Source organism: Streptomyces coacervatus (assembly GCF_029223485.1).
Classification (GTDB): Bacteria; Actinomycetota; Actinomycetes; order Streptomycetales; family Streptomycetaceae; genus Streptomyces; species Streptomyces coacervatus.
In genome coordinates this window covers 1-24,424 of record NZ_JARHTP010000009.1, presented here as the reverse complement: position 1 = coordinate 24,424, position 24,424 = coordinate 1, and the positions used below count along the sequence as shown (strand labels likewise).

Sequence of the window (24,424 nt, the reverse complement as noted above, 5' to 3'; positions counted from 1 at the left end):
GGCACCACCGCCTTCCAGGAAGAGCAGGCGGCGAAGAAGGGGCATCGCACCCCAGACCGTCCGGCGGAACGCCGCCGCGGACTCCCCCACCGGCTACGGCCCCAGCGACCTGCAGTCGGCCTACGGCCTGACCTCCACCGCCTCCGCCGGCTCCGGCAGGACCATCGCCATCGTGTGTGGAGCGAGCCGAGGTGTACGCGATGTCGATGGCCTCGGGAGTACCGGAGGCGAGGGAGTCGCCAGGAGAGGCCGCTGGCGCAGGCGATCACCTCGCCAGGGCAGAGGCGACGGCACACACGAAGTGCGCGGCGTCCAGCGGCTCCTGCATGCCGGCCACCGTGCAGGCGAAGCCGGTGCCCTGCGAACCGGCACACCGCGTCATTCCGAAGGAATGCGGAACTCGAATTCGGGACGGTCCCACGGCACGGCGGGCGGGTTCGCGAGCGCGGTCCCGGTCCGCAATGCGCCAACGCGGTGGTAGAAGCCCTCGGCGGGAAGATGCGACACGACCTTGACACAGTCGAGCCCGGCGGCACGGGCCTCGGACTGCATGTGCGCGACGAGCAGCCGTCCAATACCCCGTCCTTGCACTTCGTCGGCGACGAACAGCAGGTCGAGCTCCGGTGGAGCGAGGACGAGCGAGTAGAACCCGAGGACCCGGCCTCCATGCTTGTCGGCGCCCACGGCTACGAAGGCGCGGTGGGCTTCGATGTAGTCAGGACCGACCCGGTAGCCCGCCACTGCGGATGCGTACTTGCCCTCGTAGGCGCCTGAGCCACGCACAAGCCGCGTGAGCCGTTTGGCATCCCGCGCGACTGCCCTCCGTATCGTGATCGGCTGGCTGATCGGGGAAGTGCGTGAACTCATCGGGAGAGTATTTCGCACCGGGGGCCGCCTTCCGGCGGCGGGTCGGCTGCTCGGGCAGGCATCCCTGCACCGCTCCCGGGAACCGCTCGCCCAGGCCCCGATCGGCCACGTCAGCGGCGACGGCCAATCCAACAGAGCCGCAGCCCCAAGGTCTGCATCAGTCAAGATCCGGACCATTCCCGGGCCGGCAGTCCCGGCAGATCCCCACGGCTGCCATATTCGCAGTGCAGCGGGCTGCTTGCGCTGTACCACCAGCAGACGAAGAACCTGCTGGTGTCGTACTCGCCGAAGAAGCTCGGGTTCTTCTCGACGCGCATAAAGGGCGCCTGACCAGGAAAGATGCCCGTCAGGCGCCCAAGGGTCACGATCGTCGTCTGACAAGACCCGCCTGATCCCTCCGGCTTGACGTATGCCGATATCGGCATACGATGGCGCCCATGGCACGAGCAGCGACGACGTCGGACGTCTTCAACGCGATCGCCGAGCCGCAGCGCCGGGAGATCCTGGTGCTGTTGCGGGCGGGTGAGCGGCCGGTGACCGAGTTGGCCCAGGAGCTGGGGATGACCCAGCCGGGGGCGTCCAAACACCTGCGGGTGCTCCGGGAGGTCGGGCTGGTGCGGGACCGCAAGGCAGGCAAGCAGCGCCTGTACGGCCTTGACGCCCGTGGGCTGCGACCGGTTCACGAGTGGGCCGGCGGGTTCGAGCGGTTCTGGAACGAGAGCTTCGACCGGCTGGACGCATACGTGCAGGACCTCAAGCAGGCAAGGCAGGAGGAGTAGCCGATGAGCGCGACGGGACGAGGAGCGCCTACGCAGTCCGCGACGGCCGACCGCGAGATCGTGATCTCCCGGGTCATCGACGCCCCACGGGAGCTGGTGTTCGAGGCGTTCACCGAGGTGCGGCACCTGTCGCGGTGGTGGGGACCGGAGGGGTTCACCACCACCACGCGGGCGTTCGAGTTCCGCGTCGGCGGGGAGTGGGACTTCGTGCTGCACGGACCGGACGGGACGGACTACCAGGAGTGGATCTCCTGGACCGAGATCGCCCCGCCGGAGCGGATCGCGCTGCTGCACGGTGAGTCCCGCGGCGACCCGAACGCCTTCGAGTCGGTCCTGACGTTCGCGCCCGACGGTGCGGCGACCCGGATCGAGATGCGCACGGTGTTCCCCACCAAGGAGCTGCGCGACGAGGCGGTCGAGAAGTACCACGCGATCGAAGGCGGCCGGCAGACCCTGAGCCACCTGGCTGCCTACGTCACCGAGATCGTTCGGAAGGGAGCTGAGGACTGATGGCCGGGAAGGTGTTCTTCAGCGTGACGATGTCGCTGGACGGGTTCATTGCGCCCGAGGAGCACATGGGCGACCCGGATGCGCAGCGCTGGATGGCGCAGTGGATGGAGCTGCAGCAGTGGATATTCCCGCTGCGGTTCTTCCAGGAGAACCTGAAGCTCGGCGAGGGCGGCGAGGAAGGGCGCGACAACGACATCGTGCGGGAGACGTTCGAGCGCACCGGCGCGAGCGTGATGGGCAAGCGCATGTTCGACCTCGGCGAGCAGGCGTGGCCGGAGGAGGCGCCGTTCCACACGCCGGCCTTCGTCGTGACGCACGAGAAGCGTGACCCCTGGGAGCGGCCGGGCGGGACCACCTTCCACTTCGTCAACGACGGCATCGAGACCGCGCTCGACCAGGCCCGCGAGGCCGCCGGCGACAGGGACGTCCGCATCGCGGGCGGCGGCGCAACGATCCTGGAGTACGTGAACGCCGGCCTGATCGACGAGTTCACGATCGCGCTGTCACCCTTGCTGTTCGGCTCCGGAATCCGCCTGTTCGAGGGCGTGGACGCGGGCCGCGTGGCCCTGGAGCCGGTCCGCGCGGAGCCGACGCAGCGGGTTACCCACCTGACCTACGCAGTCCGGGAGCGGTAACCGTCTCGATCTCGGCGCTCCCCCGCCGAGGTCAGCAGCGCGGTGAGATCCTCGGCGCTCTGAGCGTCAGGAAGGGCGAGCGTTCGGGCCGCGACGCGGGCCTCGAGCTCCTCGCCCGTGCGAGTGGTCACGCGCAGGGCGGCAGGGAAGGCGTACCGGAACGACGCGCTGCAGCGCTCGTCCTCGACGCAGCGCAGCAGGGCGGCCAGGGCGAGGCGGCGGGAGTCACGGGCGACGGCGTCGGTGAAGTCCTCGTGAGACGCGCCGAGGCCGCCGTCGAGCAGCGCCGCGGCAATCGTGTGGGGGCCGCTGAACGCCGCGTGGCACCCGAAGGCCTGCAGACCTGTCTGCGGATCGAACGGCCCGTCGTCGCGAGCGGCGGTCATCAGCTTGGCCCGGCGGCTTTCTGCGAGGCCCTTGGTGAGGAAGGGCTCGGGCTCCTCCCGACCGTTGACCGTCCAGCGAACCTCAAACCCCTTCTGACGATAGGGGCGTTCGCGGATTTGCCACGGCGCAGTTCAAGATTGAGCACCGATACACGATGTTGGCGCCGGTGATGTAGGCGGCTTCGTCACCGGCGAGGAAGAGAGCCGCCGGAGTGACGTCGGCCGGCGGGCCGACACGGCCGAGGCGAACGCCGCCGTGTCCCGGTCAACCGCGATGCGCTGCGCCGAGCGGCCGGCCCGATGCGATGCGCAGGAACTCCTGGACCAGCGGTTCGTGTGTGCCGGACCGGGTGACCAGGGAGAGTTCGACGATGTCGGCGGGGTCCGTGAGGGGCCGGTAGGCGATGGGGTGGTCGAAGGAGCGCGCGGCGGTGACGTTCGGTACGAGGGTGACGCCGAGGCTGCAGGCCACCATGGCCAGTTGCGTCAGGATCGAGTTGGCGAGATGGCGCGCGTCGGGGGTGAAGCCCGCCCGGCGGCAGGTCGCCATGAGCTGGTCGTGGTAGTCGGGTGACGCCTCGCGGCGCAGCCAGACCCACGGCTCGTCGGCGAAGCGGGAGAGGTCGATGGGCTTGCTGGTGTCCCCGGCCAGGGGGTGCTGCCGCGGCAGCGCGATGACGAACTGGTCGTGGCGCCAGGGCCGCATGCGCAGGCCGCGGACCGGTGCGCTGGGCCGGATGACGGCGATGTCGATCTCATGTCGGCCGATCGCCTCCTGCCCGACCCCGGTGTCGACCTCCATGATCTGCAACTCGACGCGAGGCCGAGCACGTCGGAACTCGGCGAGGGTGCTCAGCAGCGGCTCACTGAGCGCCGACGTCACCACGCCCACGCGCAGCGTGCCCACCAGGCCCGCCCCGGCCTGCGTGGCCACCTCGTGGGCGTGCTGGGCGGCCGCCACGAGCGTGCGGCACTCCTCCGCGAACGCCCGCCCGGTCTCGGTGAGCTTGACCCTGCGCCCCGTGCGATCGAGCAGCTGCACCCCCAGCTGCCGTTCCAGCTGAAGGATCGCCTGGCTCAGCGGCGGCTGCGACATGCCGAGCTGCTCCGCGGCGCGCCCGAAGTGCAGGGTCTCCGCGACAGCGAGGAAGTAGCGGGCTTGGCGGACCTCGATCATCAGTCGCTCCGCCTATGAGTGGGAGAGGAAATCAGACCTTCAGTATATGGAACGCTCTTGCTTCACTGAGGGGCATGACAGCTGAAGCAGCCTTGTTGGCGCAGTTCACGGCCCTGGACACGGCCGCCGTGTCCGACGCCCTCGACCAGTGCGGTCTCCCTCCGGGCCAGGGCGGTCTGCGGCCCATGTGGGGCCGACCCAAGGTGGCCGGGTTCGCGCGGACCATCGAGCTGGAGCCCCTGGCCGGCGAACACGGTGGCGCCCACGTCCTCACCGGCACGATCGCCGAGTCCGGTCCCACGGACGTCATCGTGATCGCCAACGGCGGCCGTACGGACGTCTCCTCCTGGGGCGGCATCGTCAGCGTCGGCGCCTCGGTGCGCGGTGTCCGGGGCGTGATCACCGACGGCGCGTGCCGGGACGTCGGCCAGGCCCGGGAGCTCGACTTCCCGGTCTACGCCCGCGCCCAGGTCCCCGTGACCGCGCGCGGCCGGGTGCGGCAGAAGTCGTCCGGCGAACCGGTCGCCATCGGCGGCGTCACTGTCCACCCCGGCGACGTCGTCCTGGCGGACGAGGGCGGCGTCGTGGTCATACCCCGCGAGCGGGCGGGCGACGTACTCAAGGCTGCTCAGGCCGTCGCGGACCGGGAGGCCGCGATCGAGGCCGAGGTCCGGGCCGGTGTCCCGCTGCCGGACGCGATGCGGGACGCCCGCCTGGCCGGGACGGAGGCCCGCTGATGCTCGTGGAACGCCTGCGTGCCCTGCCCACCGCCGCCGTCTCGGACGCCCTGGACCGGATCGGCGTCGAGGGCGCGTTGCACGGCCTGGCTCCCCTGTCGAACGGCTTCCGGGCAGTGGGTCCCGCGTTCACCGTCCGCTATGCGCCGGTCGACGAGACCGGTGCCGGCACGGTCGGTGACTTCCTCGACGACGTCCCGCCGGGCGCAGTCATCGTCATCGACAACGCCGGCCGTACCGACGTCACCGTCTGGGGCGGCATCATGACCGAGGTCGCGGCCGCCCGCGGCATCGCCGGCACCGTGATCAACGGCGTCTGCCGCGACGTGTCCGTCTCGCTGACCCAGAACTACCCGCTTTTCAGCCGCGGTCGTTTCATGCGCACCGGCAAGGACCGGGTGCGTCTGGTCGCCGTCGGCGAGCCGGTGACCGTCAACGGCGTCGAGATCCACGTCGGCGCTCTGATCTGTGCCGATGCCGACGGAGTGCTCGCCGTCCCCGCCGCCGAGGCCGAGCGCGTCGTCGACATCGCCGAGCGCATCGAGCGGGTGGAGTCCGGCATCGTCTCCGCCGCACGCGCGGGCGGCGCCCTGCGCGAGGCCCGGGAGAAGTTCGGCTACCACCGGCTCCAGACGAGGAGCAGGGCATGACCGACGCGGCCCGCGGACACAGCACCGCCACCCTGTTCGAGGCCTCCGCCGGTGCCGCCCACGCCTGCGACCCGGGTCTGCGCCCCTCCTGGCAGGGCGCCCGGGTGGCCGGCCCCGCGTTCACCGTGCAGGGCATCGGCGGCGACAACCTCGCCCTGCACCGCGCGGTCGCCGCCGCCCCCGCCGGCAGCGTCCTCGTCGTCGACCTCCAGGGCGCCCGGCACGGTCACTTGGGCGAGATCCTCGCCGTCGCCGCCCAGCAGCGCGGCATCCTCGGCCTGGTCGTGGACGGCGGCGTACGCGACACCGCCGAGCAGGCCGAGCTGGACTTCCCGGTCTTCGCCCGTCACATCACCGTCGTCGGCACCGGCAAGGACCACCCCGGCACCTTCGACGTCCCCGTCCGCGTCGGCGGAGTGGTCGTACGACCCGGAGACCTCGTCGTCGGCGACGCGGACGGCGTGGTCGTCCTGCGGGCCGAAGCAGTGGCCGAGACCCTGGATCGGTCGGACGAACGGGTCGCCGCGGAGCAGCGCGCGCTCGCAGCGATCCGCGGCGGCGTGACGACCCTCGAGTACTACCGCCTCGGCTCAGGGAGCACGCCATGAGCCGTCTCACCCATGAGCACGTCAGCCTGCGCGTCGACGACACGGCCCTACGGATCGCCACCGTCCGTCGGGACGGCGACCTCGCTCCCGTCGTCTTCCTCCACGGCTTCGGATCGACGAAGGAGGACTACGTCGACTTCCTGCACCAACCGGCCTTCACAGGGCGCCCGTTCCTCGCCTACGACGCCCCGGGCTGCGGGGAGACGGTGTGCGCGGATCCTGCGAAGGTCTCGATCCCGTTCCTGGTGAGGACCGCCCAGGAGGTACTGCGGCAGTCGGGCATCGAGCGGTTCCATGTCGTCGGCCACTCCATGGGCGGCCTGACCGCGCTCATGCTCGCCCACCAAGAGCCGTACCGTGTGCTGAGCTTCGTCGACATCGAGGGGAACGTCACTCCGGAGGAGTGCTTCCTGAGCCGGCAGATCGTCACGCATCCCGCGGCCGACGACGAGGGCTTTTTCAACGGCTTCGTCGAGCGGGCCCGCCGTTCGACCGAGTCCTCCAGCGCCCTGTACGCGGCAAGTCTGCTGCACAAGGTGCGCCCCGGCGCGGTGCGCGGGATCTTCGAGTCGATGGTCGAACTGTCCGACCACGGCGACCTGCTGGCGAAGTTCCTCTCTCTGCCCTTCCCGCGCCTGTTCATGTACGGCGAGCAGAACGCGCACCTGTCCTACCTGCCCGAACTCGCCGCGAACGGCGTCGAGTTGGCCGAGGTCCCGCACAGCGGGCACTGGCCGATGTACGCCAACCCCGTGTGGATGTGGGACCGCATCGCCGCATTCCACGCACGCACCGACTCCTGACCACGCCCACCTGCGAGGCAGTTCACGCATCCGTTCCAACCGTCGAAGGCCCTCGCCCGCGTCCAGCAGTCCTCCCTGCGACCCGCCGGAGCGGGCGCCGACCCCCGCGACCTCGACAACACCCTCGGCCGCACCCCCGGCGCGTTCTGACCGCAACGAACGGCCCCAGGCCTTCAAGGAGCTCTGGGGCCTGGGCCGGCAGATGGCGGGTGCCAACACCACCGAGCTCGAGCTGCTGGACAAGGACACCTGGTCGGCCCGAGGTCAGCGACCAGGTGGCGTCGCGAACCCATGAACGAGCTGGTCACCAGGGAGTCCTTCAACGACCCGCCCATGGAAAGATCCACCACGACGCCCGTACCAGGTCACACCCTTGGGAATTCTCGCTCGGCTGCCGTCCGGCGAAGGAAGGGCAGCAGCCCGACCGCCACGACTGCCGAGACGAGGCCGAGGATGCCGACGGCGGTGGCGAGGCTGCCAGTGATGGCCTCCAAGGCGACGAGGGCGATCGGGCACAGGAACTGCCCGAAGAAGAACGACGCGGTCCACAGGCCGGTGCCGCGGCCGCGGTTGTCGTGTACCAGCTTGGACATCGCCCAGGTGAGCAGCGTGGCGAGCAGGAAACCGGTGCCGACGCAGTTGAGGAAGGTGCCGATGATCAGAACCGCCATGCTCTGGGCCAGGCCGATCACCACGAGCCCGGCTCCGCACAGGGCGAAGATCGCGGTCAGTCTGCGCTCCGGCCGGCCGATCATCGAGGCGAAGATGGCGGATCCGGTGACGGTGGCGGCGCTGGCGATCGCGGTGACCATGCCGATGAGGCCGCTGGATTGCACGCCCAGGCCATTCATCAGATAGGCCGTTTCCACCCGGACGGTGTAGAAGACGATGCCACCGAACACCGACAGCACGCAGATGCCCACCAGCCGGCGCGCGGGAGACCGCCGCCGCCCGGCGGTGAGCGCCTCGTTCACGGCCGCGTCCTGTCTGGCTCTGGGCAGGAACGCTGCCATCGCGGGCGCGAGGAGCAGCCCGACGGCATAAAGCTGGAACGGCGCCCGCCAGTCCGAGGCAGTCGGTGTGTGCCACCGCCTTGCCACAATGCCACCGAGCGAGTCCAGCCACAGCGGTGCTGTGCCGAACAGCGCGTACAAAGTGGTTGCGACGACCAGCAGACGCTCGCGCCCCAGCCGATCGATCACGACACCGCGCCGGGATCGTCAGGATCATCGGGACCAGCTCGTCCGCATCGGGCACCGTCGCGAACCGCTCCTGCAGCTTCGGCAACACAGGAGCGAGCAGCACCGCGCCAAGCACCGGCAGACAACTGCCGGCCATCAGGAGCACCACACGCAAACGGCCCCCGGCTTCGGGCACGGGCTCGGTGCTCTGGGCGGCGAAACCGCCGGCGGGCACAGGTGGAACCTGTCCAATGGACGCCGTGCGGCACCATCGAGCCGACGCCTGGGCCGCGGGGCCCGCCGTCTGACCGAACTGGCCTCGTTTCACGGATACCTGAGGCACCGTCCGGCGCTCAGTGCGAACGCCTGCGCCGACGGACGACGAAGACCGCACCGCCCAGCAGGGCGGCGCAGCCCGCCGCGGTGGCGATGAGTGCCGTTCGGCCCGCGCCCGTGGCGGCCAGGATGCCGTCGGACGACGCCGTCGCGGTCGGTGTTGCCGACGCGTCGAAGGCGAAGGTGACGCTGTCGTCGGAGGCGTCCGGATCATGGAGCGGGATGCCGGCCGGGCCGGGACGCACGGTCGCCGTGCCCTTGGCGCCGTCGTACCCCTTGGTGGTCTTCCCCCACAGTACGAACAGCTGGCTCTTGCCGGCGGCGACGCCGAACGGCACGGGGCACACGTAATGCCGGTGCCCCGCCTCGAAGGGTGCCGTCCTGGTGTTGCTGACCCGGAGCAGGCACTGGCCGTACGGGGTGTCCTCGTCCTCCTCGAATGCGTTGCCGGTCGCGACCGTGCCCTTGGGCAGGACGACGTCGATCAGGGCAACGGCCTTGCCGGTGATGCTGTACACGGAAGCCGGACCCTGGTTGACGGCGTGGAGCTCCAGGGTCCATTCACCCGCCTTGCGGCCGGGCTTGGCCGTGGCGGTGGCGGCGAGATCCGCGGAGTTGTCGGCCGAGACGGTGAACTGGCCCTTGGCACCGGTCTCGAATCCGCTCCCCGACCCGGAGGCCGGGACCAGGGTGAGTGCGGGTCCGGTGCCCCGCTCGCTGCCGCCGCCGGGTTGTACGTTCGGCCTGAGGAGGGTGACCGAGTAGTCGGTCACGGCGTTCAGGACACGCTTGCCGACGGTGGCGGTCAGGGGGCTGCTCAGCTCCACGGTGGCCAGGGCGGGCACGGGCGCCGTGAAGATGCAGGTGACGGATGCGTGGCCGCCCGGTTCGACCGCATCGTCGCCTTCGCCGTAGGTGCAGTTGGAGAACTTCCGGTCGAAGGCCAGACCACCCTCCGATTCCCACCGCACCATGACGCGCCGGTCGGTGGCCAGATCCCCGGTGTTGCGGAGCTGGAGCGGAAGAGCGACCCGGGACCCGATCTTGGCGTGGGACACATCAGGGACCTTGCCGACGACCAGGTTCGGAATGCCGACGACCACCTTCGCATTCGCGGTGGCGCCGGTGGCCTTGTCGGCGGTCAGCGTGTACTTGATCGTGCCGCTGTCGCCGAGCCTCGCGTCCGCGTCCGCACGCACGGTGAAGTGCACCGAACGGCTCTGTGTGGCATCCGAGTTGACGCAGGTGATGACCTGCCCGTCGGCCTTGCATCTCGGGTCGTCGACCGCGACGCCTGCGATGCCCGTCAGGTCACGTGCGTCGATGACGAGCGTGTCGTTCATGGGTACAGGGACCTGCGCTCCGCCGTCCCAGAACATCCAGCTCACATCGGCCGACTGCGCCGCCGACCCCACGTTGAGCTGCTTTTCCGCCTCGATCGTCGCGTATGCCTGCGTCGGCAGGGGCGACGGCGTCGCAGACGGATCGTCGGCCCCGGCGGCTGGACAGGGCGCCAGGGCGAGCACCACGGCAGCCGGCACTGCCACGAACACCTTGCCCTTGGCTTTCATGCACATTTGACGCGCGAGACACTCCGAAAGTTGCCCAGCCGCCTCTGACGAGCGACCGCCCTGGGCTCAGTGACAGAAGTCAGTGAAGCCCCCCAAGCACCTGTCCGTTCGCAGGAAGCGGCGCATGCCCAGAGGCGGGGAGTGCGCCCGGCGGCGCCGCATGTGTGCGTCGTCAAGCTTGTCCGGGAGAAGCGGCAGGCAGCTGCCAGGACACATGTCAAAACGTTTCTTTCGACACACACATACCCAGTTGCGCAACAAATGCATCTACAAGGAGGGGGCGCACAATCCAATGGATTGGAATTTTGCATATTATCTGAGCTTCATAAACGCTCTTGCCATGACCTCACGTTCTGCAGCTAGCTGATTGCTGCGCCCGCTTCCTGGCCCGGGTTCCCGATGAACCCTGGGCAGACCAACAGCACACCGGCAGCCCCGGGGTCGCCGTCGGTCAGGGAGGTGGTCGGGAAACCCGCACGTGAGGAGTGGTCATGAAGAAGGCTTATGAGGCGCCGACGCTCGTCCGGCTCGGTACGTTCCGGAAGGAGACGGGGCTCCTCGGGCGCCACGGCAACGACCGCCTGGTCCTGAGCAAGAACTGACGGCCGACGGTCCTTGACCCGACGTCATGACTGAACTGCACGAAAGTGCGGGGACGGGCCCCGGCGACGCGCACTTCGCGGTCTTCACCGACCACGCGGACGCGGCCGCCGTGGCCCGCTCCTTCGCCCGTCCCGGAAGCCGGAGCGTCGCACATGCGTCGGGCCGGCCCTGGCTGGTCGGCCACTGGCACGACGACGAGGTCGTCACGGCGCAGGCCGGCACCGCCGTCCTTACCGTCGTCGGCTGCTGCCCCATCGACGCCGACGAACTGCGCCGGCGCGCCGCACGGTTGCGTGATCTCACGGAGCTCGACGCACTGGCAAGGTCCCTGCCCGGCAGTTTCCACCTCGTCGGCGCCCTCGACGGACAGATCAGGGTTCAGGGCACGGCCTCCGGGCTGCGACTGGTCTTCCACACGGAGATCGACGGCGTACAGGTGGCCGCCACCCGTGCCGACACCCTGGCCGCGGTTCTGGGCCTCGACCCCGACGTCGAGGAGTTGGCCGTGAGACTGCTGTGGCCCGCCCCGTACCCGCTGTTCGAGACGTCCCTGTGGCGTGCGGTCACCGCCGTTCCTCCGCAGGACGCCCTGGTCATGGCCGCGGACGGGCGCACCGTACGGCACACCCGGTGGTGGACGCCGCCGGAGCCGGTCCTGCCGCTCGCCGAAGCGGCGCCCCTGATCCGGACCGCGCTGGAGGAGGCCGTCGGCGCGCGTACCCGGCAGGGCGGCGTCGTGAGCTGCGACCTGTCCGGCGGCCTGGACTCGACCTCCGTCTGCTTCCTGGCCGACCGCTCCCCCGCCCGCGTGGTGGCCAGTACATGGCCGGGACGCGATCCGGCGGACACCGACCTGCACTGGGCCGAGCGGGCGATCGGGCACCTCCCGGACGTCGAGCACGTGGTCTGGGACGCCGACGCCTCGCCACTGGTCTACGAGGACCTCCTCGACATCGACGACCTCCTGGACGAGCCCACCATCGGTGTCATGGACCGCTCCCGGGTCCTGCACCACCTGCCCGGCCTCGCCGCACGCGGCAGCCGGCTGCACCTGACCGGCATCGGCGGCGACCACGTCGCATGGTGCTCAGAGGCGTACTACCACCAACTGCTGCGCACCCGCCCGCTGTTCGCCCTGCGCCAGTTGCGCGGGTTCCGGGCGCTGTGGCAGTGGCCACTCGGCGGCACGGTCCGCGCGCTCTCCGACTCCCGGCCGTACCGGAAGTGGCTCGCCGACGGCGCCGGCCGCCTGCGTGGCCCGTTGCCCCCGTCCGTCGCAACGGGGCTCGGCTGGGGTATGGCCCCGCGCCTGTTCGACTGGGTGACCCCGGAGGCCGAAGGGATGGCCCGCCGGGCAGTGCTCGAAGCCGCGGCAACGGCCTCGCCACTGCATCCGGACCGTGGCCTGCACAGCGACCTGGAGCAGATCCGCTCGTGCACCCGCATCATCCGGCAGTGGGATCGGATGGCGGCCCGCGTCGGCCTGCCGATGGCCTCTCCCTTCCTCGACGACCGCGTCATCGAGGCGTGTCTGGCGGTACGTCCGAGCGAGCGCGTCACACCCTGGCGGTACAAGCCCGTTCTGAGCGCCGCGATGCGCGGGATCGTGCCCGAGGACTGCCTGCGGCGCAGCAACAAGGCCACAGCTTCCATGGATGCCTCCAACGGACTGCGCGAACACCGTGCCGACCTGCTGGCCCTGTGGGAGGACTCACGGCTGGAGGCGCTGGGCCTGGTGGACGCCGCCGAGTTGCGTCGCCTGGCCCGGCGGCCCGCCTCCAAGGGGCTGTCCGACGCCATCCTCTACTCCACGATCGCCGCCGAGGTGTGGCTGCGGGGAATAGCCCGCGGCCACACCCGAGTCCCACAACCCTGACCCCAGCCCCACGTCAGACAACGCCAGACACGTCAGACACGTCAGAAAGGCCCTCACATGCCCCTGCGGTTCGGCGACAACGTCTCCACGGCCGAGACCGACTACGGAACGGTGCTGCTGGACGAACGTGCCGGCGCCTACTGGGAGTTGAATCCGACCGCCACCCTCGTCGTGCGGACGCTGCTGGCCGGCGCGGAGGAGGCGGATGCGGCCGCCGCCCTGGCCCAGGAGTTCGACATCGACCAGGCACAGGCCCTGCAGGACGTCGAGACGCTCGTACGGCAGCTGCGCAGCTCGGGGCTGGCCTCATGACGACGCCCAGCGCGCTGGAGCGACCCACAGATGTGCCCCTGGCCCGACGCCTGGCCGCCCGGCTCGTCCTGTTCCCCGCCGTCGTCCTCGCCCTGCTGCCGCCCCGCCGCATCCGCACCGTACTTGGCATCCTGCGGCGCGGTGCCACGCCCGCCACCACCGCGCAGGCCCAGAACGCGCGCGATGCCATGTGCGCGGCCAGCCTGCGCTGCGCCGGACCGAAGGGGTGTCTGCCGCGCTCTTTGGGGGCCGCACTGCTGTGCCGGCTCGGCGGGACATGGCCGACCTGGAGCACCGGCGTGCGCGTCGTCCCGCCCTTCACCGCGCACGCCTGGATCGAGGCGGACGGCCGTCCCGTCGGCGAGGGAGTGCCGGAGGGCTACTTCGCCCCGCTGCTGGCCGTCGGCCCACTGCCACGACCGACGGGCCGATGACCAACGCAACGGATCCGAACGGCGGCCGGGCCGCGGTCGCCGACGGTGACAAGTCCACCCGGGCGGCGGTGGCCGCGATGTACCGGCTCACGGCCGGGCACCGGAGTGCCATCGCCGTCGCCGCCGTACTGACCCTCGTGGCCTCCGCCCTCGGGCTGGCCCAGCCACTCGTGGCCAAGCACGTCGTGGACGCCAGCGGCCGCGGGCAGGTCATCTGGCCGCTGCTGGCCCTCCTCGGCGCGCTGTTCGTCGCCGAGGCGGCGACGGGATCCGCGGGGCGCTTCCTTCTGGAGCAGATGGGCGAAGGCGTCGTACGGCAGCTCCGGCACGGGCTGGTGGGGCGGCTGCTCCGGCTGGAGATGAGGGAATACGGCCGCCACCGAGACGGCGACCTCATCTCCCGGGTGACCACCGACACCACCGTGCTCCGGGAGGTCGTGTCGCAGGCCCTCGTCGATCTGGTGACGGGAAGCCTGGTCGCCGCCGGGGCGATCGTCCTCATGGCATGGCTCGACCCCCTGCTGCTGCTCCTGGTCGCCGTCGTCGTGGCCGCGGCGGCCCTGGTCGTCGCCTCGCTGCTCACGGGTATCCGATGCGCGTCCGAACACATGCAGGACTCGGTCGGTGCCCTCGCCGCGGACCTTGCACGGGCCCTCGGTGCTCTGCCGATGGTCCGGGTGCATCGCGCCGAGGAGCGGGAGGCGGCGGGCATCGGCGCACGTGTCGAGGCGGCCTACGGCGCGGGGGTGCGCACCGCGAAGCTCGCCTCGGTCATGAGCCCCGCTGTCGAACTCGCCGTGCAGGGCTCCTTCCTCATCGTCCTGGTGGTCGGCGGCCTGCGCGTCAGCGGCCACGCCGGCTCCCTCGGCGACCTCGTCGCCTTCCTGCTGTACGCCTCGTACCTCGTCCTGCCGCTGTCCTCCGTCTTCCGTGCCGTGGGCCTCATCCAACGGGGGATGGGCGCCTACCAGCGCATCGACGAGGCACTCTGCCTGCCTGTGGAGCCGACCGCACCGAAGATCCCGGGAGTCAGCGCACACGCGCCGTGGCCGGCAAGGCCCTCCGCCACCCCCGAACAGCCCGCCCTCGCCCTGCATGACATCCGCTTCGGTTACACCCCGGAACGGCCGGTCCTCCGCGGCCTTTCGTTCGCCGTGGCGCACCGGCAGCATGTCGCCCTGGTCGGCCGGTCGGGAGCCGGCAAGAGCACGGTGTTCGCCCTGGTGGCGAGATTCTTCGAGCCGGACGCCGGCACGGTGGTCTTCGATGGGCGGCCCGCCACCGAACTCACCCGTGACGCCTGCCGCCGACGCATCGCCGTCGTCGACCAGAACGCCCACGTCGTCCACGGCACCCTGCGCGACAACATCGCCTATGCCGTGCCCGACGCCACCGAAGCGGAGATCCGGCGCGTCATAGAACTGGCCCGCCTCGAAGAGGTCATCGACCGGTTGCCCGGCGGTCTGGCCGCCGTCATCGGCGAACACGGCAGCACGCTCTCCGGTGGCGAACGCCAACGCGTCGCCGTCGCCCGCGCGTTGCTGGCGCGCCCCTCGCTGCTCCTGCTGGACGAGCCCACCTCCCACCTCGATGCCATCAATGAATCGGCGCTCATCAGCGCCATGAAGGACATCGCCCAGGAGTGCGCCTTGCTGGTCATCGCGCACCGCCTGTCCACCGTGCAGCACGCCGACCACATCGTCGTGCTGCACGACGGCCGCACAGCCGCCGACGGACGCCACGAGGAGTTGCTGGCCGACAGCCCCCTCTACCGCGAGCTGGCCGCCGGCCAGATGCTCCGTCCCGGCGCGGTCCCCGAAAGCAGCAAGGGTGCGGGGACGACCGGTTGAAGCAGTGCCGTCCCCGCACCCCAGCCGGCCCGGATACGGACGACGTCCGGGCCCACGGCTCAACAACAGGCGCGGCCATGAACCCCGTTCCTGCAGATCAACGCCGGAGCGCCAGGCTCTCCCGTGGTCGCGCCGCTCAGCCGAGGAATGACAGCCGCACCCGCAGCCATGATTGCTGCGTTGCGCAACTGTACAACTCCGGCAGCACCCGAGCGCCCGGCCGATGGCGAGAACCAGTACCCTTCCGCCAGCGTCGTAGGGCAGGGGTGCCGACGGCCTGAACTGTGGGGGGACCACATGAGCAGCGAGATCTACTTCAGCAACAACTACCGTGACTTGTGCGAGCGAAACGGCACCGGGGCCGGTTTCCAGTTCGAGTTCTCCTGCTCTCGCTGCTATGACACCTGGCGTTCGCCGTTCGAGGCGTACGCCGGTGAGCGGGCCGCCACCTGGCTCGGCAAGGGCGTCGACATGGCTTGGAGCCTGCTGGGCAGTGCGGGCAGGGGGGTCACGTCCGCCGCCGACGGGCTTGCGGGGGCGGGTTGGGGGCAGGCCCGCGACAGTGCCTTCCAGCGGGCGATCACCAACGCGCAGGGTCATTTCAACCGCTGTGCGCGCTGTACGAACTACGTCTGCGGACGCTGCTGGAACGCAGCACAGGGACTGTGTCTGCACTGCGCACCGGACACCGCGGCGGAGGCCATGGCAGCCCAGCAGCGCGGTCTCAACGACATGGCCTCCCAGCGGGCGTACGCCGTAGGACAGCAGGCCGGCCAGACCTACGACCCCACCACGCCCCGGCAGTTGGTCTGCCCCCAATGCCGGACCGAGACCCACGGAGCCGCCTACTGCTCCGGCTGCGGCTACCACCTGGCCCAGTCCACCCAGTGCACCTCCTGCTCCACCGTCGTGCCGGACGGCGCGGCATTCTGCCCGGGTTGCGGCACGCGGCGATAGCACGCTCCTCGGTTGCGGGCCTCCGTTTTCTCGTCAGCGATTCACGCGTCGAAGTCGGGCTTGCTACTCGCGGCTGCGTATGCCTGACCTTGGGGAGACGGCGGCCTTCGTGTCGGCGGGCGCCGGCGAGGACGAGTTGCCGGGGCAGGTGGTGCCGCTCGACCAGTCACTGCCGATCACCAGGGTCAGGTGGCTACGCCCCGATGCCCGTCCAACTGCTCTTCCGTGCGCTCCTGCCGCTGGACCTGCCGGTCGCCCTGCCGGCTGCCTGGACCTGTTCCCGCGGACCAGTCAGCAAACCAGTGCCGAGCCCCAGGGACGTACTACTTGCTGACAGCAAAACGCATCAGGGCATGCTCGTCCCCCTGCTTGATCTTGCCCGTCACGTTGATCACTTCGAGCTTCCAACTGCCGCCGACCCGCATCGCCTTGGCCACGGCGCAGCCGTTGTCCTTCGTGAGCAGACTCGGCCAGATGTCGGCGACCTGCTGAGAGCTACCCCCCGTCGCGTCGTAGACCTTGAAGCTGATGTTGCGCGCCAGCTGGAAGGAACTGCCCTTCTTGTACGCGGCGGCGACGAACACGATCGCTGTGATGTTGGGCGGGATACGGGCGAACTCGACGGTCACCGTCTCGTCGTCGCCGTCCCCGTGCCCGGTCTGGTTGTCGCCGCTGTGGACCAACGAGCCGTTGCCCATGGGGTCGAGCGAGTCGAGACCCGCGAGGCGGACCGGGTCCCCGCCCTGCAGGGCGATGGCTATCAGGTCGAGGTCGGTGCCCTTCTTGCGGCGCAGCTTGCCCAGCATTCCGCCGCTGCTGCCGGCCGTGGGATCCCAGGAAACCCCGATGGACAGGTGCGTCACTCCGTCCAGGTCTGCGGGGCCGTCTTCCTTGGTGAGCGTGATCATGTATGGCTCATTCTCGTGTCAGAGGGACTACAACACGCAGAGTGTGCCTGGCACCTTCGTGGTTCCACGCGACGGGTCTCGATGAGGGTCACTGATGAGGCAGGGCGGGCTCGCCGTCGGTGTTCGACAGGCGCTCCGACGAACCGCCTGTAGGGCCGGAGCGGGGTCTTGCCCGGTCTCGGCCGTGGAAGCCAGGACCTCGCCGACCCGTGAGCGGGCGACCGACCACTGAGCTGATTCACGACACGGCGCGGGGCGCCGCCGCCGGGCCGTCGCGCACATCGGTGTGGGTCAGCGCCGGACTCTTCCCCGCTCAGTTCTCGGCGGGGTTCACGTCGACGACCTTGCCCTTGGTGTCAGTCCTCAGATATCCCGCCCGGCTGTACTTGTCGCTGAGGTAGATCCCCATACCGAACTCGGGGTAGAAGGCGTTGGGCATCATCACCACGACGTACCGGTTCTCCGGGTCCTTGACGTTGAGCTTCTTGTCCGCCTCTTTCATGAGCGCGGGGACCTTGTCCCAGTTGAAGAGTTCGGGAGTGAAGGGCTTCTCCAGGCTGTCCAGGCTGCCGGCGATGATGCCTTTCTCCACGCCTTTGCCCGGGCGGTAGGTGTAGGTCTCGTACGCGACCTTGCTGCCGTTGACCATCACCTCCGCCGACACGTAGTCCGAGTAGACAGTGAAGTCGCCGAACCGCTTGCCGCCGGTCTCCTTCTCGATCGCCTTGATGGCCGTGCGGATGTGATCCGGAGTGAGCATGTCCGTGTTCGCGGACAGTGTCTCGGAGTCCTGCGACTTCCGGGAGACGGGAGTGGCACCCGGAGAGCTGGTCGCGGTGGAGGGCGAGCCGCCCGCGCCCGCGGAGTCGTTGCCGCCCAGGGGCAGCACCCACCACAACACGGCGAGGACCCCGACAAGCGAGGTTCCCGAGAGGCTGAGCAGGACGGGCCGGGCGGGACCGCGTCGGCGAGGTGCGGTCGCAGGGGCAGTGGGCACGCCCGCCGGAGCGCCGCCGTAGGGGACGAAGGTGGTCGGGGAAGCGAGGTTCCCCGGGTGGGTCGTCGGGGTGGACGGGGGCGCCGGCGGGGTCAGCTGGTACGAGGTCGGCTCGTCCCGCGTGCTCGCGTGTCCGATCGGATCCGCCTCGATCTCGGCCAGGCGTCGGTCGAGCACGGCGGCGGACAGGCGCGCCGCAGGGTCTCGTACGAGGACATCCATCAGGACGGCGCCCAGGGGTCCGGCTTGCGTCGGTGGCGGGACGTCCTCGTGGAGGACCGCGGCGAGGGTGGCCAGGGTGGTGCCCCGGCGCAATGGGTGGCGGCCCTCGACGGCGGTGTACAGCATCATCGCAAGGGACCACAGGTCGGAGGCGGCTCCGCCCTCGTTGCCGGTTATGCGCTCGGGTGCCATGAAGTCGGCCGTGCCGATGATGGAGCCGGTGGCGGTGAGGTTGGTCGTCTCGCGGATCGCGGCGATGCCGAAGTCGGTGAGGACGGGTCGCCCGTCGGGCCGGAGCAGGACGTTGGCGGGTTTGACGTCCCGGTGCTGGATGCCGGCGTCGTGCGCCGCGGTCAGCGCCGCGAGCACGCCGCGGCCGATCCGTGCGGCCTCGGCCGGGCGCATGGGTCCACGGGCCAGGCGGTCGGCCAGAGAGCCTCCGGCGACCAGCTCCATCACGAGCCACGGGTACGTGCCTTCGCCGCCGTCGACTATGTGGTGGATGGTGACGACGTTCGGATGGTCGATCCGGGCCAGGGCCCGAGCCTCGCGCAGGACGCGTTCGCGCAGCATCCGTGCACTGTCGGGGTCGTACTCTGCGAGGTCCCGGTCGGGCGGGCGGACCTCCTTGACCGCCACGAACCGGTGCAGAACCAGGTCCCTGGCTCGCCAGACCGTGCCCATCCCACCGCCGCCGAGGCGGGCCTCCAACTCGAAGCGCCCGTCGACGACTCGTCTGGCGGGACCTCTATCTGCCTCACTCATGGGCGGGAGCTTAGTTGGCGCCGATGACATCGCTCACCTGCTGCGCTACCGGACGCAACGGCTCCGTCCACCAGTGCGTGCAAGTGGTGCTCCCGTCCAGCCGGCCAGGGTCGGCGCGGTGACGTTCAGCAGCATCCCGAGCCGGTTGGTGCAGCGGGCGAACGGGCTGGTGAGGCGGTATCTGCACCGCCGGGTGGCCAGGCCCACACATCCCAGCAAAGTCAGGGCAGCACACCTGATTCTCACCTGAATGAGAACCGGTCCCGTGCATCCCGAGCGGCGCCCTCGCCATCTTGCACGTCGTACGGCTGACGCGCATTTGGAAAGGGTCGTCCATGGGGGCCACCACCGCAGAGCTCATCAGGTCGGTCCAGCGCACGGGTGGACCGCCGCCTGCGCGCAGGAAGGGGATCAACGCCAGACTGGCCTGGTGGGCGATCATGCTGGCGGCGGCGGTGCTGTTCACCTGGGACATCCAGCACAGCACTTACCACGCGTTCTACTCCGAGACCGCGCGCAGCATGACGGAGAGCTGGAAGGGCTTCCTTTTCGGCTCGTTCGACCCGAACAACACGATCACCATCGACAAGCTCCCGGGTTTCCTCTGGCCGCAGGCCCTCTCCGCGCGGATCTTCGGGTTCCATTCGTGGGCTCTGACACTGCCGCAGGTGATCGAGGGCGTCCTCGGCGTCGCCGTGCTGCACCGCGCCGTGCGCCGGTGGGCGGGGGAAAGCGCGGGACTCCTCGCCGCCGGCGCCTTCACACTGACTCCCGTGGTCGCGGGAATGTTCCGCACAGAGGTCGAGGACCCCGCGTTCACCCTGTGCGTTCTGCTGGCCGCGAATGCCACGCTGCGCGCCGCCCGTGAGGCCCGGTTGCGTCCGCTCCTCATGGCCGGGCTCTGGGTCGGCCTCGGCTTCCAGGCCAAGATGCTGGAAGCCTGGGCGGTGCTTCCCGCCCTCGGGCTGGTCTACCTGGTGTCGGCGCCGTCGACGCTGCGCCGCCGACTTGCCCACCTGGGGACGGCCGCGGCGGTGTGCATCGCGGCGTCGGCGTCCTGGATGGTCCTGGTGGCCCTGACTCCGGCACAGGACCGGCCGTTCATCGACGGTACGACCGACAACTCGGCGTTCAGTCAGGTGATCGGATACAACTTCCTCAATCGTTTCGCCGGCCTCGGCATCAGTGCCAAGGCCACCGGAAGCGTCTCCGCCACGACCATGGCCGGCACCGCACCGGCGCCCTCCGGCGGTGAGGGCCGGCCCGCCGCCATGTGGGCCAAGATGTTCGGCCCGTCGCTGGCCTCCCAGGTCGGCTGGCTGTACCCGGTGGCCGCGCTCTCCGTGGTGTGCGGGCTGGTATGGCTGCGCGGCAGGCACCGCACGGATCCGCTGCGGGCGGGCTTCCTGCTGTGGGGCGTGTGGCTGGCCCTGTACTTCCTGGTCTTCAGCGCCGGCGCAGTCGGCGCCCACACCTACTACATGGGAGTGGTGGCAGTGCCGCTCGCCGCGCTGTTCGGCGGCGGCATCGTGCAGTTCTGGCGCGCTTGGCGGCGCGGCGACCGGGCCCGCTCGTGGGCGCTGCCGACGGCGGTGGTGAGCACCGTGGCGTGGTCGGCGTTCATCGCGACGCGATACTCGTTCCTGCCGTGGCTGGCGCCCGTCGCGACCCTTGTGGGGGCCGGGGGCCTGTTGCTGCTCATGCTGTCGCGCACCACCGGCGAGCGGGCGCGGTCCCGGATCGCGGTGCTGGGCGTGGGGGCGGTCATCGTGGGCATGCTGCTGCCATCCGCCGCCTGGGCGTCGGCGGTCCTGGACTCCAAGTACGGCCACTCGGGCATGGGCGCGGCCGGGCCGGTCTCCACCTGGCACCACCACAAGCGTCACCGGGCCACGGCCCGCGCAGCGACGCAGGGCCCGGCCTGGGGGGACGGCTCCCCTCGCGCGACGGAACCGCACAAGCACACGATCAGGTACTCCGAGCGGACGGCACTCACCCGCGAGGAGCAGCGTTTCCTGGCCGCCATGAGGGCCCGCCAGGGCCATGCCACCTTCGTCTTCGCGACAACCAGTTGGCGCTCGGCCTCGCCCTACATCCTCTTCGCGGGCGCCAAGGTGCTCCCCATGGGCGGCTTCACGGGCGCCGCGCCCACGCCCACCAGCGCCGAGTTCCGCAACCTGATCGCCACCGGCCGGCTGCGTTACGTCGTCCTTGGCGGCGCGCCCACCACCCCGGGCCGCGCCGCCGCGGACTGGGTACGCGGCCACTGCACACGCATGCCCCACGAGAGGTTCCGTGTGTACGACTGCTCGCCCACGTCGGCCAAGAAGTAGACCATCGCTCGATTGGGGCCAAGGCCCCTCTGCAGGCAGGGAGTTGGCCAAGGCGGTGGCGGACCACATGGGTGACCAGACCTGGGCCGGAGACGGGACGGCGTTCGTTCCGGTGGCAGAGAAGGCAGGCCCAGAAACCCGCGGCCGGCGCGGCTGTCGGAACCTCCGTCCGCTCCTTCGACTCGCCACGCACGTATACGAGCGATTCTCCGAGGGGCCCTGACCCTCACTTCGCCGCATGTCGGCAAGGAACCGTTGATCGTGGAGATCCCTCTTGCTCAGTAGGTCGTGGGCAAGGTGGTATCGGGAGGTGGTTGTGTGTCCCTGACCAGCACGCCGTTCTTCGCTGTACTCATCGTCGCGACGGCCCTGATGATGGTCGGCGCGATTGCGCTGTGGCCGAAGGTGCGCGGGCCCAGAGCGGTGCGCTGGCTGGTGCACGCCGTCATGATCGGCCTGTGTCAGCTCACGGCCATCGCCGTAGTGGCCACTTGGATCAACAACAGCTACGGCCTGTATGCGTCCTGGGACGACCTGCTCGGCAACGCGAACACCAACGCGGTCGCGATGCCTGGGCCTCCGGTCCACCGGGCGAAGTTCAGCAAGAGCACCAAGGGCGGCGTACTGGACACGTATTTCCACGGCCGGCGATCCGCGCTGTCCGGTGAGGTGCTCGTGTGGACACCGCCGCAGTACGACCAGGCTGCCTACGCGAAGAAACGGTTCCCGGTCATCATGCTGCTGCACGGTGTCCCGGGTTCACCCCAGTCCTGGCTGGAGCATGGCGGTATGCCGGGCGCCTTCGTGGATCTGCTGAAGCAGAACAAGGTGCACCCCTTCATCCTTGTGATGCCGGTGGTCAACCCGGGCAGCGTGGACACTGACGGCAGCGACCTGCCTAACCGCAAGGTGGCGACCTGGATGGCGGCCGACGTCCCGGATCTCGTCAGCCACAAATTCCGCACGCTGCCGGGCCCGCGGGGCTGGGGCCTGATGGGTTTTTCGACCGGCGGGTTCTGCGCCGCGAAACTGCCCCTGCAGTTCCCGAAGGTCTTTGGGGCGGGCGCCGCCCTCGACCCCGATCCGCTGACCGGCGACGAGTCCGTCCTTCCCGACCCGGCCGTGCGCAGGCTCAACAGCCCGACGTACCTCGTGCGCCACACCAAGGCCCGCGTCAGGCTCTTCCTGGCCACCTCGCGAGAGGACCGGCTCAGTCCGCTGTCGTACATCGAGACGTTCCAAGCGGCCGCCAGGGTCACCCCGGTGGAGGTCCGCACGCTGGTGCTGCCCAGCGGCGGGCACAACTACAACACCTGGTCGGCGGAGTACCCCGCGGCCTTCGGATGGCTCAGCCTGTGGCTGTCCGCACCGCACTGAACGCCGGGGCGGCCGCTGTCCGTGCGGACCCCTGCTCCACCAGCGAAATCCCGCTGTACGCAGCACCCGCGCCTGCAAGGGTGTGGCTACGGCGGCGCCATTTGGGCTCTGGCACAGATCTTGGAGGTCGTTGGCGAAGGTGGAGGGGCACGACATGGTCGATGTCGAGCCGGCCGGAGTTGGTGAACGTCTCGCCGTCGTATCCGCTTCTGAACCACGCCCACGTGTGGCGGCTCGGAGTGCTCCATGCAGGTCAGATGGGGTGCTCCGGCTTCGGGCAAGTCAGCTTCGTAGGACGTTGGAAGCGTTTCGACCGAAGCACTTCCGGGCCTGAGCAGGGTGGGGGGACCTGTCAGCCTGTTTGCCACCCCCGGGCGATCACCATGCCCGGACTGGGCTACCGTTTCGCTCCATGAAGGCTGGCATTGCACTGACGCTGGTCATCGTGGGGGCAGCCGCACTGCTGGGTTACGCCGCGGAGGAGACCTATCCGAGCGGAGGCAGCGGGCGCAGCAGCTACGGCAAGTCCGGCGAGCCGGGCCAGGCCCCCCAGGACCAGGACGCGTTGGCGACCGCCCCTGCCCAGGACGGCACCGCGTACACCCCGCGCAGGACCGAGGAGAACGCCCGGATCGGCACGGTCTTCGAGAAGGACGACCACGGCGCCCACTTCTGCACCGCGAGCGTGGTGCAGAGCCGCGGACGGAACATGCTGATCACCGCGGCCCACTGCGCCTTCGACGCGGACGCCGGGAAGCCGGTGGACGACCTGGTCTTCGCCCCCGCCTACCGCAACGGCGACGAACCCACCGGTCTGTGGAAGGTCAACAAGGTCGTAGTCGACGACCGCTGGGCCAAATCGCAGGACGAAGACCTCGACGTCGCCTTCCTCACGGTCGACCCGAAGGACGGCAAGAACATCCAGAACGTCCTGGGCGGCAACAGGCTCGGCACAGACCGCGGCTTCGACAACGAAGTCAAGATCACCGGCTACCCCACCAGCCGTGACACCCCGATCTCCTGCCAGAACCACACCACCAGATTCAGCGACTACCAACTGCGCATCCAGTGCACCGACTTCGAGGACGGCACGAGCGGCAGCCCCTGGCTCACCGACTACGACCCCAAGAGCCATACCGGCACCGTCATCGGCGTCCTGGGCGGCTATGAAGGCGGCGGCGACGAGGACGACGTCTCCTACGCCGCGTACTTCGACAATGACATCGCCAATCTCTACCAACGCGCCCAGGACGAGGACGGAAACTGACCCAGGCCTCCCGCACCATCGCGGTGGGGGCTGTGTCCGCAGGCCGTACTCGAACCTGCGCTCACCGGGATCGGCACGAGAGTGGCGGGCGAAGTTGTCGCCCATATCAGGCAGCAGGGCCTCTTGGTCGCTCGCGGGTGTGATCCCAATCGAGTGCCAGGAGGCCCTAATTCCTTGTGAACAGCTCCAGTAGCGGGGACCACACTCGCGCCGGACTGTTCGAGCGCGGGGCTACGACGCCTTTCTGGACCCGGGCCGTTGAAGCCTCCACTGAGAGCGGTGT

At 69.9% G+C, this 24,424-nt stretch carries 24 protein-coding genes; 16 read left to right on the top strand and 8 right to left on the bottom strand.

The features are described 5' to 3' along the window. Positions 1 to 378 precede the first annotated feature (378 nt). Both P2Q00_RS22565 and P2Q00_RS22560 read right to left on the bottom strand, forming a co-directional pair. Positions 379 to 867 carry a GNAT family N-acetyltransferase gene (locus tag P2Q00_RS22565; RefSeq protein ID WP_275774462.1) on the bottom strand — a complete coding sequence of 163 codons (489 nt, stop codon included), beginning with the start codon at positions 865 to 867 and terminating at the stop codon, positions 379 to 381. A gap of 161 nt (positions 868 to 1,028) precedes the next feature. Continuing rightward, positions 1,029 to 1,184: a hypothetical protein gene (locus tag P2Q00_RS22560; protein ID WP_275774461.1), complete on the bottom strand. Its 156-nt coding sequence runs from the start codon at positions 1,182 to 1,184 to the stop codon at positions 1,029 to 1,031. A gap of 120 nt (positions 1,185 to 1,304) precedes the next feature. Here P2Q00_RS22560 and P2Q00_RS22555 point away from each other — a divergent pair, with 120 nt between their 5' ends. The 3 genes from P2Q00_RS22555 to P2Q00_RS22545 are packed head-to-tail and all read left to right on the top strand — an operon-like array spanning position 1,305 to position 2,791. Next, the gene (locus tag P2Q00_RS22555; protein ID WP_128376371.1) at positions 1,305 to 1,646 is read left to right on the top strand and encodes an ArsR/SmtB family transcription factor; all 342 of its coding nucleotides are present in this window, start codon (positions 1,305 to 1,307) and stop codon (positions 1,644 to 1,646) included. Between the two features lie 3 nt (positions 1,647 to 1,649). Next, entirely contained in the window at positions 1,650 to 2,156 is a 507-nt protein-coding gene (locus tag P2Q00_RS22550) for an SRPBCC family protein (protein ID WP_275774460.1), read from the top strand. Then, complete coding sequence (locus tag P2Q00_RS22545) at positions 2,156 to 2,791, top strand: dihydrofolate reductase family protein (RefSeq protein ID WP_275774459.1); 636 nt, start codon at positions 2,156 to 2,158, stop codon at positions 2,789 to 2,791. The genes P2Q00_RS22550 and P2Q00_RS22545 overlap by 1 nt, the downstream gene beginning before the upstream one ends. On the opposite strand, the gene P2Q00_RS22540 is transcribed toward P2Q00_RS22545, so the two are convergent. Both P2Q00_RS22540 and P2Q00_RS22535 read right to left on the bottom strand, forming a co-directional pair. After that, on the bottom strand, positions 2,770 to 3,177 hold the full coding sequence (locus P2Q00_RS22540; protein ID WP_275774458.1) for a hypothetical protein: 408 nt from the start codon (positions 3,175 to 3,177) through the stop codon (positions 2,770 to 2,772). The two genes, P2Q00_RS22545 and P2Q00_RS22540, sit on opposite strands and share 22 nt — an antisense overlap. A gap of 265 nt (positions 3,178 to 3,442) precedes the next feature. Continuing rightward, positions 3,443 to 4,354 (bottom strand): LysR family transcriptional regulator, encoded by a 912-nt coding sequence (locus P2Q00_RS22535; RefSeq protein ID WP_275774457.1) that lies wholly within the window; start codon positions 4,352 to 4,354, stop codon positions 3,443 to 3,445. A gap of 74 nt (positions 4,355 to 4,428) precedes the next feature. Between P2Q00_RS22535 and P2Q00_RS22530 the strand changes: the two genes are divergently transcribed. The 4 genes from P2Q00_RS22530 to P2Q00_RS22515 are packed head-to-tail and all read left to right on the top strand — an operon-like array spanning position 4,429 to position 7,152. Further along, on the top strand, positions 4,429 to 5,091 hold the full coding sequence (locus P2Q00_RS22530) for an RraA family protein (protein WP_275774456.1): 663 nt from the start codon (positions 4,429 to 4,431) through the stop codon (positions 5,089 to 5,091). Continuing rightward, complete coding sequence (locus P2Q00_RS22525; RefSeq protein ID WP_275774455.1) at positions 5,091 to 5,741, top strand: RraA family protein; 651 nt, start codon at positions 5,091 to 5,093, stop codon at positions 5,739 to 5,741. The genes P2Q00_RS22530 and P2Q00_RS22525 overlap by 1 nt, the downstream gene beginning before the upstream one ends. Then, the gene (locus P2Q00_RS22520) at positions 5,738 to 6,349 is read left to right on the top strand and encodes an RraA family protein (protein ID WP_275774454.1); all 612 of its coding nucleotides are present in this window, start codon (positions 5,738 to 5,740) and stop codon (positions 6,347 to 6,349) included. Before P2Q00_RS22525 ends, P2Q00_RS22520 begins: the two co-directional genes overlap by 4 nt. Next, positions 6,346 to 7,152, top strand: a complete 807-nt coding sequence (locus P2Q00_RS22515) for an alpha/beta fold hydrolase (protein WP_275774453.1) — start codon at positions 6,346 to 6,348, stop codon at positions 7,150 to 7,152. Before P2Q00_RS22520 ends, P2Q00_RS22515 begins: the two co-directional genes overlap by 4 nt. A 365-nt stretch (positions 7,153 to 7,517) precedes the next feature. Here P2Q00_RS22515 and P2Q00_RS22510 read toward each other — a convergent pair whose 3' ends face one another. Both P2Q00_RS22510 and P2Q00_RS22505 read right to left on the bottom strand, forming a co-directional pair. Further along, positions 7,518 to 8,354 (bottom strand): MFS transporter, encoded by an 837-nt coding sequence (locus P2Q00_RS22510; protein ID WP_338059330.1) that lies wholly within the window; start codon positions 8,352 to 8,354, stop codon positions 7,518 to 7,520. A 332-nt stretch (positions 8,355 to 8,686) separates the two neighbouring features. Then, positions 8,687 to 10,216 (bottom strand): LPXTG cell wall anchor domain-containing protein, encoded by a 1,530-nt coding sequence (locus P2Q00_RS22505; RefSeq protein WP_275774452.1) that lies wholly within the window; start codon positions 10,214 to 10,216, stop codon positions 8,687 to 8,689. Positions 10,217 to 10,731: 515 nt separating this feature from the next. Here P2Q00_RS22505 and P2Q00_RS22500 point away from each other — a divergent pair. From P2Q00_RS22500 to P2Q00_RS22475, 6 genes are all read left to right on the top strand, one after another. Beyond that, a complete protein-coding gene (locus tag P2Q00_RS22500) occupies positions 10,732 to 10,842 on the top strand; it encodes a keywimysin-related RiPP (RefSeq protein ID WP_275774451.1) in 111 nt (36 codons plus the stop codon). A 26-nt stretch (positions 10,843 to 10,868) separates the two neighbouring features. After that, the gene (locus P2Q00_RS22495) at positions 10,869 to 12,719 is read left to right on the top strand and encodes a lasso peptide isopeptide bond-forming cyclase (RefSeq protein ID WP_275774450.1); all 1,851 of its coding nucleotides are present in this window, start codon (positions 10,869 to 10,871) and stop codon (positions 12,717 to 12,719) included. Between the two features lie 57 nt (positions 12,720 to 12,776). Further along, positions 12,777 to 13,031, top strand: coding sequence for a lasso peptide biosynthesis PqqD family chaperone (locus P2Q00_RS22490; protein ID WP_275774449.1), 255 nt, complete (start codon positions 12,777 to 12,779; stop codon positions 13,029 to 13,031). Beyond that, positions 13,028 to 13,465 (top strand): lasso peptide biosynthesis B2 protein, encoded by a 438-nt coding sequence (locus P2Q00_RS22485; protein ID WP_275774447.1) that lies wholly within the window; start codon positions 13,028 to 13,030, stop codon positions 13,463 to 13,465. Before P2Q00_RS22490 ends, P2Q00_RS22485 begins: the two co-directional genes overlap by 4 nt. Continuing rightward, on the top strand, positions 13,462 to 15,315 hold the full coding sequence (locus P2Q00_RS22480) for an ABC transporter ATP-binding protein (protein WP_275774446.1): 1,854 nt from the start codon (positions 13,462 to 13,464) through the stop codon (positions 15,313 to 15,315). The genes P2Q00_RS22485 and P2Q00_RS22480 overlap by 4 nt, the downstream gene beginning before the upstream one ends. Before the next feature lie 297 nt (positions 15,316 to 15,612). Then, positions 15,613 to 16,272: a zinc ribbon domain-containing protein gene (locus P2Q00_RS22475; protein ID WP_275774445.1), complete on the top strand. Its 660-nt coding sequence runs from the start codon at positions 15,613 to 15,615 to the stop codon at positions 16,270 to 16,272. A 323-nt stretch (positions 16,273 to 16,595) separates the two neighbouring features. Here P2Q00_RS22475 and P2Q00_RS22470 read toward each other — a convergent pair whose 3' ends face one another. Together P2Q00_RS22470 and P2Q00_RS22465 are read right to left on the bottom strand one after the other, a co-directional pair. After that, positions 16,596 to 17,180 (bottom strand): TerD family protein, encoded by a 585-nt coding sequence (locus P2Q00_RS22470; protein WP_275774444.1) that lies wholly within the window; start codon positions 17,178 to 17,180, stop codon positions 16,596 to 16,598. A 313-nt stretch (positions 17,181 to 17,493) separates the two neighbouring features. Then, entirely contained in the window at positions 17,494 to 19,164 is a 1,671-nt protein-coding gene (locus P2Q00_RS22465; protein ID WP_275774443.1) for a serine/threonine-protein kinase, read from the bottom strand. A gap of 335 nt (positions 19,165 to 19,499) precedes the next feature. Here P2Q00_RS22465 and P2Q00_RS22460 point away from each other — a divergent pair, with 335 nt between their 5' ends. From P2Q00_RS22460 to P2Q00_RS22450, 3 genes are all read left to right on the top strand, one after another. Continuing rightward, positions 19,500 to 21,497 carry an ArnT family glycosyltransferase gene (locus tag P2Q00_RS22460; protein WP_275774442.1) on the top strand — a complete coding sequence of 666 codons (1,998 nt, stop codon included), beginning with the start codon at positions 19,500 to 19,502 and terminating at the stop codon, positions 21,495 to 21,497. A 318-nt stretch (positions 21,498 to 21,815) separates the two neighbouring features. After that, the gene (locus tag P2Q00_RS22455) at positions 21,816 to 22,874 is read left to right on the top strand and encodes an alpha/beta hydrolase (protein ID WP_275774441.1); all 1,059 of its coding nucleotides are present in this window, start codon (positions 21,816 to 21,818) and stop codon (positions 22,872 to 22,874) included. 412 nt (positions 22,875 to 23,286) lie between these two features. Then, complete coding sequence (locus P2Q00_RS22450) at positions 23,287 to 24,141, top strand: trypsin-like serine peptidase (protein ID WP_275774440.1); 855 nt, start codon at positions 23,287 to 23,289, stop codon at positions 24,139 to 24,141. Positions 24,142 to 24,424 lie beyond the last annotated feature (283 nt).

Excerpts from the sequence above, each read along its gene's own strand:
- P2Q00_RS22565 (WP_275774462.1), bottom strand. The coding sequence starts at position 867 with ATGAGTTCACGCACTTCCCCGATCAGCCAGCCGATCACGATACGGAGG.
- P2Q00_RS22560 (WP_275774461.1), bottom strand. The coding sequence starts at position 1,184 with ATGCGCGTCGAGAAGAACCCGAGCTTCTTCGGCGAGTACGACACCAGC.
- P2Q00_RS22555 (WP_128376371.1), top strand. The coding sequence starts at position 1,305 with ATGGCACGAGCAGCGACGACGTCGGACGTCTTCAACGCGATCGCCGAG.
- P2Q00_RS22550 (WP_275774460.1), top strand. The coding sequence starts at position 1,650 with ATGAGCGCGACGGGACGAGGAGCGCCTACGCAGTCCGCGACGGCCGAC.
- P2Q00_RS22545 (WP_275774459.1), top strand. The coding sequence starts at position 2,156 with ATGGCCGGGAAGGTGTTCTTCAGCGTGACGATGTCGCTGGACGGGTTC.
- P2Q00_RS22540 (WP_275774458.1), bottom strand. The coding sequence starts at position 3,177 with ATGACCGCCGCTCGCGACGACGGGCCGTTCGATCCGCAGACAGGTCTG.
- P2Q00_RS22535 (WP_275774457.1), bottom strand. The coding sequence starts at position 4,354 with ATGATCGAGGTCCGCCAAGCCCGCTACTTCCTCGCTGTCGCGGAGACC.
- P2Q00_RS22530 (WP_275774456.1), top strand. The coding sequence starts at position 4,429 with ATGACAGCTGAAGCAGCCTTGTTGGCGCAGTTCACGGCCCTGGACACG.
- P2Q00_RS22525 (WP_275774455.1), top strand. The coding sequence starts at position 5,091 with ATGCTCGTGGAACGCCTGCGTGCCCTGCCCACCGCCGCCGTCTCGGAC.
- P2Q00_RS22520 (WP_275774454.1), top strand. The coding sequence starts at position 5,738 with ATGACCGACGCGGCCCGCGGACACAGCACCGCCACCCTGTTCGAGGCC.
- P2Q00_RS22515 (WP_275774453.1), top strand. The coding sequence starts at position 6,346 with ATGAGCCGTCTCACCCATGAGCACGTCAGCCTGCGCGTCGACGACACG.
- P2Q00_RS22500 (WP_275774451.1), top strand. The coding sequence starts at position 10,732 with ATGAAGAAGGCTTATGAGGCGCCGACGCTCGTCCGGCTCGGTACGTTC.
- P2Q00_RS22495 (WP_275774450.1), top strand. The coding sequence starts at position 10,869 with ATGACTGAACTGCACGAAAGTGCGGGGACGGGCCCCGGCGACGCGCAC.
- P2Q00_RS22490 (WP_275774449.1), top strand. The coding sequence starts at position 12,777 with ATGCCCCTGCGGTTCGGCGACAACGTCTCCACGGCCGAGACCGACTAC.
- P2Q00_RS22485 (WP_275774447.1), top strand. The coding sequence starts at position 13,028 with ATGACGACGCCCAGCGCGCTGGAGCGACCCACAGATGTGCCCCTGGCC.
- P2Q00_RS22480 (WP_275774446.1), top strand. The coding sequence starts at position 13,462 with ATGACCAACGCAACGGATCCGAACGGCGGCCGGGCCGCGGTCGCCGAC.
- P2Q00_RS22475 (WP_275774445.1), top strand. The coding sequence starts at position 15,613 with ATGAGCAGCGAGATCTACTTCAGCAACAACTACCGTGACTTGTGCGAG.
- P2Q00_RS22470 (WP_275774444.1), bottom strand. The coding sequence starts at position 17,180 with ATGATCACGCTCACCAAGGAAGACGGCCCCGCAGACCTGGACGGAGTG.
- P2Q00_RS22465 (WP_275774443.1), bottom strand. The coding sequence starts at position 19,164 with ATGAGTGAGGCAGATAGAGGTCCCGCCAGACGAGTCGTCGACGGGCGC.
- P2Q00_RS22460 (WP_275774442.1), top strand. The coding sequence starts at position 19,500 with ATGGGGGCCACCACCGCAGAGCTCATCAGGTCGGTCCAGCGCACGGGT.
- P2Q00_RS22450 (WP_275774440.1), top strand. The coding sequence starts at position 23,287 with ATGAAGGCTGGCATTGCACTGACGCTGGTCATCGTGGGGGCAGCCGCA.